Source organism: Thauera sp. (assembly GCF_034003485.1).
Taxonomy (GTDB): Bacteria; Pseudomonadota; Gammaproteobacteria; order Burkholderiales; family Rhodocyclaceae; genus Thauera.
Window position 1 is genome coordinate 1 of the sequence record NZ_JAVEYL010000061.1, and the last position, 8,374, is coordinate 8,374.

The 8,374-nt window shown below is 65.2% G+C and carries 7 protein-coding genes; 6 read left to right on the forward strand and 1 reads right to left on the reverse strand.

Annotation, left to right across the window (positions count from 1 at the left end):
- The first annotated feature begins 176 nt into the window (after positions 1-176).
- Positions 177-4,373, forward strand: a complete 4,197-nt coding sequence (gene hrpA / locus RBT54_RS17705) for an ATP-dependent RNA helicase HrpA (RefSeq protein ID WP_320368334.1) — start codon at positions 177-179, stop codon at positions 4,371-4,373.
- Between the two features lie 32 nt (positions 4,374-4,405).
- Here the strand turns inward: hrpA and RBT54_RS17710 are convergent, their stop codons facing one another.
- Positions 4,406-4,747, reverse strand: a complete 342-nt coding sequence (locus RBT54_RS17710) for a hypothetical protein (RefSeq protein ID WP_320368335.1) — start codon at positions 4,745-4,747, stop codon at positions 4,406-4,408.
- Positions 4,748-5,002: 255 nt separating this feature from the next.
- Between RBT54_RS17710 and rpsF the strand changes: the two genes are divergently transcribed.
- The 5 genes from rpsF to dnaB all read left to right on the forward strand — a co-directional run bounded on the left by rpsF (position 5,003) and on the right by dnaB (position 8,095).
- Positions 5,003-5,389 carry a 30S ribosomal protein S6 gene (gene rpsF, locus RBT54_RS17715; protein WP_320368337.1) on the forward strand — a complete coding sequence of 129 codons (387 nt, stop codon included), beginning with the start codon at positions 5,003-5,005 and terminating at the stop codon, positions 5,387-5,389.
- Between the two features lie 50 nt (positions 5,390-5,439).
- Complete coding sequence (gene priB / locus RBT54_RS17720) at positions 5,440-5,712, forward strand: primosomal replication protein N (protein WP_413788474.1); 273 nt, start codon at positions 5,440-5,442, stop codon at positions 5,710-5,712.
- Positions 5,713-5,714: 2 nt separating this feature from the next.
- Positions 5,715-5,990 (forward strand): 30S ribosomal protein S18, encoded by a 276-nt coding sequence (gene rpsR / locus RBT54_RS17725; RefSeq protein WP_320368339.1) that lies wholly within the window; start codon positions 5,715-5,717, stop codon positions 5,988-5,990.
- Positions 5,991-6,005: 15 nt separating this feature from the next.
- Positions 6,006-6,455, forward strand: a complete 450-nt coding sequence (gene rplI, locus RBT54_RS17730; RefSeq protein ID WP_320368340.1) for a 50S ribosomal protein L9 — start codon at positions 6,006-6,008, stop codon at positions 6,453-6,455.
- Positions 6,456-6,694: 239 nt separating this feature from the next.
- Positions 6,695-8,095, forward strand: a complete 1,401-nt coding sequence (gene dnaB / locus RBT54_RS17735) for a replicative DNA helicase (protein WP_320368341.1) — start codon at positions 6,695-6,697, stop codon at positions 8,093-8,095.
- The last annotated feature ends 279 nt before the right edge of the window (positions 8,096-8,374 follow it).

An 8,374-nucleotide genomic window follows, 5' to 3' on the forward strand; every position in this document is an offset into this window, starting at 1 on the left:
CTACCTGCGCATGTCCAAGCTCAAGCATCTACCACAAAGCCCCTTGGTGCCGGCCATCCCCCGCGACTACGGGCGCTACCGTCATGTTTGTTGAGAAGTCAATTTCCACTGGAAACGGCATAGAGCCGCCGAACTTCGATGACTGCCTGAGCGCTGACCGGCCACGCCTGCGTCGTATGGCGCGCGATCTGGTGCGCGGTGTGCAGGCCGCGGCCGAGGCGCGGCACGGGCGTGATCGGGCCGCGGCACGCACGACCCGGCTGCAGGCCGATTTGGATGCGCTCCTCGCGCGTTCGCGTGCCGCTTTTGCCGCCCGTCGCGCCGCCCTGCCGGTGCCGGACTTCCCGCCCGAGCTGCCGGTGTCCGCGCGCCGCGACGAGATCGCCGCCGCCTTTACCGCCCACCAGGTCATCATCGTGTGCGGCGAGACCGGCTCGGGCAAGACCACCCAGTTGCCCAAGATCGCGATGACCCTCGGGCGCGGTGTCGCCGGCCTGATCGGCCACACCCAGCCGCGCCGGCTCGCCGCACGCGCCACCGCCAGCCGCATCGCGCAGGAGCTCAAGAGCCCGCTCGGCGAGGTCGTGGGCTACAAGATCCGCTTCACCGACAAGACCAGCGAGCGCAGCCACATCAAGCTGATGACCGACGGCATCCTGCTCGCCGAGACCCAGACCGACCCGCTGCTGGCCGCCTACGACACCCTGATCATCGACGAGGCGCACGAGCGCAGCCTCAACATCGACTTCCTGCTCGGTTACCTCCGGACGCTGCTGCCGCGCCGGCCGGATCTCAAGGTGATCGTCACCTCGGCGACGCTGGATGCGGAGCGCTTCGCCAAGCACTTCGCCGACGCCGCGGGCAAGCCGGCGCCGGTGATCGAGGTGTCGGGCCGGCTGTATCCGATCGAGATGCGCTACCGGCCGGTGGAGAGCGAGGACGTCGACCCGGCGGCCGCGGCGCGCGCGTCCGCGAAAGGTGGGAAGGAGGGCGACAAATCCAGGGCGGGTGACAGGGACAGGGGCCGCGACCTGATGGACGCGCTGGTCGACGCGGTCGACGAGGCGCAGCGCTGCGGCCCGGGCGACGTGCTGGTCTTCCTGCCCGGCGAGCGCGAGATCCGCGAGGCCGCCGAGGCGCTGCGCAAGGCGCATCACCTGCCCGGCACCGAGGTGCTGTCCTTGTTCGCCCGCCAGTCGGCGCAGGAGCAGGCGCGCGTGTTCTCGCCCTCCAACGGGCGCCGGGTGGTGCTGTCGACCAACGTCGCCGAGACCTCGCTGACCGTGCCGGGCGTGCGCTACGTGGTCGATACGGGACTGGCGCGCATCAAGCGCTACTCGCCGCGCACCAAGGTCGAGCAGCTGCAGGTCGAGAAAATCGCGCAGTCGGCCGCGCAACAGCGCGCGGGGCGCTGCGGGCGGGTGATGGACGGCATCTGCATCCGGCTGTACGACGAGGACGACTTCAACCGTCGCTCGCTGCACACCGACCCCGAGATCCTGCGCTCGTCGCTGGCCGGCGTGATCCTGCGCATGAAGGCGCTCAAGCTGGGCGCGGTGGAGGATTTCCCCTTCATCGATGCGCCCGGCTCGCGCCTGATCGGCGATGGCTACGCGCTGCTCGCCGAGCTCGGCGCGGTCACCGACGACGACGAGCGCAAGCTCACCCCGACCGGCATCGAGCTCGCCCGGCTGCCGCTCGACCCGCGCATCGGCCGCATGATCCTCGCTGCGCGCGACCGCGGCGCGCTCGCCGAGCTGCTGGTGATCGCCGCCGCGCTGTCGGTGCAGGACCCGCGCGAGCGCCCGCAGGACAGCCCCGGCGGCGCCGACCAGGCGCACGCGAAGTTCCGCGGTGGCGAGCAGGACGAGAAGTCCGAGTTCCTGTGGTACTGGCATCTGTGGAAGGCCTGGGACGAGGTCCAGCGCCACGAGTCGTCCAGCAAGCAGAAGGCCTGGTGCAAAAAGCACTTCCTCAACTACATGCGCATGCGCGAGTGGCGCGACGTGTTCACCCAGTTGCACACGCTGTGCGCCGAGCACGGCTGGAAGGAGAACACGCAGCCGGCGAACTACGAGGCGATCCACAAGGCCTTACTCGCCGGCCTGCTCGGCAACATCGGCTGCAAGGTGGACGATGCCTCGGGGCCGCAGGCGGGCTCGTATCTGGGCGCGCGCGGCATCAAGTTCTGGCCGCATCCAGGCTCGGCGTTGGCGAAGAAGGCGGGCAAATGGATCATGGCCGCCGAGCAGGTCGAGACCTCGCGCCTGTTCGGGCGCTGCATCGCGCGCATCGAGCCGGAGTGGGTGGAGGAGGTCGGCGGCCACCTGATCAAGCGCCAGGTCTTCGAGCCGCACTGGTCGAAGGCCTCCGGTGCGGTGCGCGCCTGGGAACGCGGCACGCTGTATGGCCTGGTGATCTACCCGCGCCGCGGCGTGGCTTACCGCGACATCGACCCCGCGCTGTGCCGCGAGCTCTTCATTCGCGAGGGTCTGGTGCAGGGCGAGATCGCCGAAGGGCCTGCGCGCGCGATGGCCTTTCTCGCCCACAACCAGCGCCTGGTGGCGGAGATCGAGCGCCTCGAGCACAAGTCGCGCCGCCCCGACGTGCTGGTGGACGAGACCCTGATCGAGGCCTTCTACGACAGCAAGATCCCCGCGGACGTCTGCGACCTCGCCGGCCTCGAGGCGTGGCGCAAGCCGGCGGAGAAGGCCGCGCCGAAGCTGCTGCACCTGTCGCGCGAGCAGCTGATGCGCCACGAGGCCGAGGGCGTCACCACCGACCGCTTCCCGCCGGCGATGGAGGTACTCGGGCAGAAGCTCAAGCTCGCCTACCTGCACCAGCCGGGTGATGCTGACGACGGCGTCACGCTGGTGGTGCCGCTGGCGATGCTCAACCAGATTCCCGCCAACCGCTGCGAGTGGCTGGTGCCCGGCCTGCTGGAGGAGAAGGTCGCGGCGCTGATGAAGACCGTGCCGCAGAGGCACCGCCATCGCCTGCAGCCGGTCGCCGAGAGCGCGGCAGCCTTCGTGGCGGCGTTCGAGGCCGGCGAGTTCGATATCGACGAGCCGTTCCTGAAGATGCTGCAGCGCTTCGTCGAGGAGCGCGTGCAGCTGAAGTTGCCGCTGGAAAGTTTCCGCCCGGAGAACCTCAAGCCGCACTGCTTCATGAATTTTCGTGTGATCGACGAGCACGGACGGGTGATGGGCCAGTCGCGCAGCCTGATGGAGTTGCGCGCACGCTTTCGCGAGCAGGTGGCGGCGCGCTTCTCGGCGGCGCAGATCGACGGCGCATTGGCGGGGGCGTTCTCTGCGGCGGGCGTGGGTAGCGGCGAGGGCGCACGGGCTGGTGGCGATGAGGCTGCGGCGTCTGCCAGTGGGGCATCGGCGCTGCGCTCTGGCGACCAGCGGCAAGATGGCGGCGCGGCCCGGGCGGGCGATCGTGACCTCTCGACCCGAAAGGGCGCGGCAGCCGCAAGGGCGGTTGGTGAAGATGGTTCCGCGCGTGCAGCGGCGCCGACGCTGTCCGGTTTCACCACCTGGTCTTTCGGTGCGCTGCCCGAGTTGCTGGAGATCCGCATTGCCGGCCGCGACGTGATCGGCTTTCCGGCGCTGCACGACGACGGCGACAGCGTTTCGTTACGTCCCTACGACACGCCGGAAGAGGCTGCGCGCGTGCATCGGCGCGGCCTTGCGCGCCTGTTTGCACTCAACCTGAAGGATCAGGTCCGCGCGGTCGAGCGCCTGCCCGGGTTGCGTGAGCTCGCGCTGCAGTACATGAGCTTTGGCACCGAGGCTGAACTCAAGGCGCGCCTGGTCGAGGCCACGCTCACGCGTTGCTGCCTGCTCGATCCGCTGCCGGCCGACGCCGAGGCGTTCGCGAAGCGCTGCGCCGAGGCCAAGAGCCGGATCAGCCTGGTGGCACAGGAATTCATGCGCCTGGCTGGCCAACTCCTTGTGGAGTACGCCGGGCTGCAGAAACGTCTGTCTGGGCTCAAGGCCTTTCCCGACGTCATTGCCGACATCCAGGCGCAGCTTTCAGTGCTACTGACGAAGGACTTTCTCGTTGCCTTCCCGTGGGAGCGGCTTGCCCATTTCCCACGTTACCTGAAGGCAATGGGGATCCGGGTCGACAAACTCCGTAACAACCCGACGCGCGATGCGCAGTCCATGGCCGAGTGGAAGGTGCTGGCGCAGGCTTGGGAGCGCGAACTTGCGGCCAAGCGCCGCGCCGGCGTGGTCGATCCGATGCTGGAGGACTTCCGCTGGATGCTGGAGGAGCTGCGCGTTGGGCTGTACGCGCAGGAAGTGAAGACGCCGATGCCGGTTTCGGTCAAACGCCTGCAGAAGATCTGGGACAGCCGCCCGCGCTGACGGGTGGCGAGATCAGGGCGAGCGCGACGTGCTCAGCGCAGCGGGATCACCAGCGGCGGAATATCCACCCCGATCACCACGGCGGGCGAACGGCTGTAGCCATACGAACGGTAGGGGCGTTCGTAGTAGTAGTTATTGACCACGGGTTCGCGGTAATAACGCGGGCGTTCGCGGATGATGACCTTTTCGCGATAGACGGTGCGTCGTTCGTCCCAGTGACGGCGATGCTTGTGATCGTGCTTGTAGTGGTGCTTCTGATGGCCCCAGCGCGGGCCGCGGTCGTCTCTGTCGGCATGCGCGGCGGGTGCTGCGGCGGCAAGGATTCCGCCGCAGATCAGGGCGGTGACGAGCTTGCGCGTCAGGGTCGTGTTCATGGTCTGCCTCGTTGGTGTCGTTGCAGGGCAGCGCCCCGGTGATTCCGATACTAGGTGAGGCCTGCGCCGCAGGGCACTCGCAGAGTGTAAGCAGGCTTTTGTAACGGGACTGCCGGCTTTTCCCCGTTGGCCGTGGTCTCCCGGCGGCCTCGGCAGTCTTTGATTTTCCTGGATTTCTTGTTATAGTCTTCGGCTTCCCTTGCTCCACCGGACCGCATGCCGGGGGGCTGCAACAACTAACCGCAAGGAGTTTGCATGCGACATTATGAAATCGTATTCATCGTGCACCCGGATCAGTCCGAGCAGGTGCCGGCGATGGTCGAGCGCTACAAGTCCATCGTGACCACCCGCAACGGCCAGATCCACCGCCTGGAAGACTGGGGCCGCCGTCAGATGGCTTACCCGATCCAGAAGGTGCACAAGGCCCACTATGTGCTCATGAACATCGAGTGCGACGGCGAAACGCTGGCCGAACTCGAGCACTCGTTCAAGTTCAACGATGCCGTGCTGCGTCACCTCACCATCAAGATGAAGAAGGCCGTCACCACGCCTTCGCCGATGATGAAGGAAGAGAAGTCGCGCTCGATGAACATCGGGTCCGACGAAGCCAAGCCGGCCGACAGCGAAGCCGCTGCCGCCTGAGTTGCGAGTTGCCTGAACCGGGACTGAACGAACTACGCCTCGATGCGCGCGTGGCCGAAGTGCTGCCGCTGCGTCGAACCCCTGCAGGAGTGCCGATCGCAAGCTGCGTGCTGGCACACGAATCGAAACAGGTCGAAGCGGGACTGAGCCGCGACGTTTCGGTGGAAGTGCAGGCGGTGGCGCTGGGCGATCTGGCGGCGGTGCTGGCTGCGGCGGTTCCGGGAAGTGCGCTGCGCGCCACCGGATTCCTCTCCGCAAAGAGCCTGCGCAGTCGAACCCCGGTTCTGCATCTGAACACAATCGAATTTCTCGAAGGAAACTGAAGATGGCCTTCAAGCCGAAATCCAAGTTCAAGAAGAAGGACGACCGTGGTGGTCGTGGTCTGTTCAAGCGTCGCAAGTTCTGCCGCTTCACCGCGGAGAAGATCGAAGAAGTCGACTACAAGGATGTGGACATCCTGAAGGACTTCATCACCGAAAACGCCAAGATCATGCCGGCGCGCATCACCGGCACCAAGGCTGGTTACCAGCGTCAGCTGTCGGTCGCCGTCAAGCGTGCGCGCTTCCTGGCGCTGATGCCTTACACCGACCTGCACCTGTAAGAGGGGAGCGAACTCATGCAAATCATTCTTCTCGAGAAGGTCGTCAATCTGGGTGGCCTCGGTGATGTGGTCAAGGTCAAGGATGGCTATGCCCGCAACTACCTGATTCCTCAAGGCAAGGCCAAGCGTGCCAACGCCGCCAACCTGGCCGAGTTCGAGGCCCGTCGCGCCGAGCTTGAGCGCGTTCAAGGCGAAAAGCTGGCTGCCGCACAAGAGCTGGCTGGCAAGCTGGAAGGCGTCAGCGTCGAGGTCTCCCGCAAGGCCGGGATGGACGGTCGTCTGTTCGGGTCGGTGGGTAATGCCGATATCGCCGAGGTGCTTGTCGCCAAGGGTTTCGACATTGATCGCTCCGCCATCCGCATGCCGGAAGGTCCGCTCAAGCAGGTCGGCGAGACCTCGCTCGAAGTGTCGCTGCACGCTGACGTGCTGGCCAGCATCACCGTCGTGGTGAAGGCTGAGCAGTAATCGCGTCTGCGAATACCCGCAAAAAGGGCTGCCGTGTGCAGCCCTTTTTGCTTTGGTGCGCCGGAGAAATTCGTGGCGTACACATCTGGCGGTCCGTTTGTGGTCGGCGCAGGGTTCGTTGGCCGTGCTCGTTCTGGCGGTGTCCGTTCCTGTCAGGCCAAATGTGAATCGGCCACTGTCCCCGTTCATGCTCCAGCCTGTCGTTACAATGGCGTAATCAGGTCTAGATGGTGTTTCCAATGAGCTCCGCGCCCTCCCGCTTTTCCGATTTTTCATCTGACCCGCAAATGGCGCACATCAAGCTCCCTCCGCATTCGCTCGAGGCCGAGCAGTCCCTGATCGGTGGCGTGTTGCTTGACAACCAGGCATGGGAGCGAATTGCAGACCTCGTCAGCGAGGTCGACTTCTATCGAGATGATCATCGACGTATCTACCGTCACATCACCAAGCTGATCGATCAGGGACGACCCGCCGACGTGGTGACGGTGTTCGAGTCCCTCGAGAAGAATGGCGAGGCCGAGCAGGCGGGCGGCCTCGCTTATCTCGCCGAGATTGCCAACAACACGCCTTCGGCCGCGAACATCCGCCGTTACGCGGAAATCGTCCGTGAGCGTGCAATCCTGCGCAAGCTGGTGGCGGTCGGGGATGAGATTGCGGCCAGCGCGCTCAGTCCCTCGGGCAAGGACGCCAAGGCACTGCTCGACGAGGCTGAGGCCAAGGTGTTCCAGATCGCTGAGGCGGGGGCGCGCCATACGAGCGGTTTCGTGTCGATCCAGCCTATCCTCAAGCAGGTGGTCGATCGTGTGCAAGAGCTCTACGACCGCGACAACCCGTCCGAGGTGACTGGTGTGCCGACCGGTCTGGTCGACCTCGATGAAAAGACCTCCGGCCTGCAGCCATCGGACATGATCATCGTTGCCGGGCGCCCGGCGATGGGCAAAACGACCTTCGCGCTCAACCTGGCCGAGCACATCGCGATCGAGCAGCGCCTGCCGGTCGCGATCTTCTCGATGGAAATGCCAGGTACTCAGCTCGCGACACGTTTCATTTCGTCGGTGGGGCGGATCGACATGCAGAAGATCCGTAGTGGCCGCCTGACCGACGACGACTGGCAGCGCCTGACCATGGCGATGGGCAAGCTCTACGATGCGCCGCTCTTCATTGACGAGACTCCCGGGCTCAACCCGATCGATCTGCGCGCCCGTGCCCGCCGACTCGCTCGTCAGTGCGGAAAGCTAGGGCTGATCGTGATCGATTACCTGCAGCTGATGAGCGGCACCCGCGAAGGCGACAACCGCGCCTCCGAACTGTCCGAGATCTCGCGCTCGGTGAAGTCGCTGGCCAAGGAGCTGAATGTGCCAATCATGGCGCTGTCCCAGCTCAACCGAAGTCTCGAGCAGCGTCCCAACAAGCGCCCAGTGATGTCGGATTTGCGTGAGTCGGGTGCGATCGAGCAGGACGCGGACATCATCATGTTCATCTATCGAGACGAGGTCTACAACCCGGACTCGCCAGATAAGGGTACCGCCGAGCTGATCATCGGAAAGCATCGTAATGGCCCGACCGGTACGGTCAGGCTCACTTTCATCGGGGAGAACACTCGCTTCGAGAACTACGCGGCTGCTCCGGGCGGGTATTGAAACTGCCGGCTTGGAGGCGCGCCAGGCGGAGCTAGTGTCTGCGTAACAACTGGCGTCTGGTGGTTGGCTTGCGGCGGCGTTCCTGTTCCGTGCGGCCCGTCTGGGTACTGGTCCGCCATGCCGTTTCGCTATCTTCGTGCGGGTTGCCAAGTCACGCATCCTCTCATAAGAATCTTTTTTCTTATTTTTCTTGACGGTTTTTTTTGGGTGTCTATAATTCGGCCCTCTTCAGCGCTGCAGCGGTTTTCAAGGAAGTCGTGGCGGCGTTGGAGGTTGGGG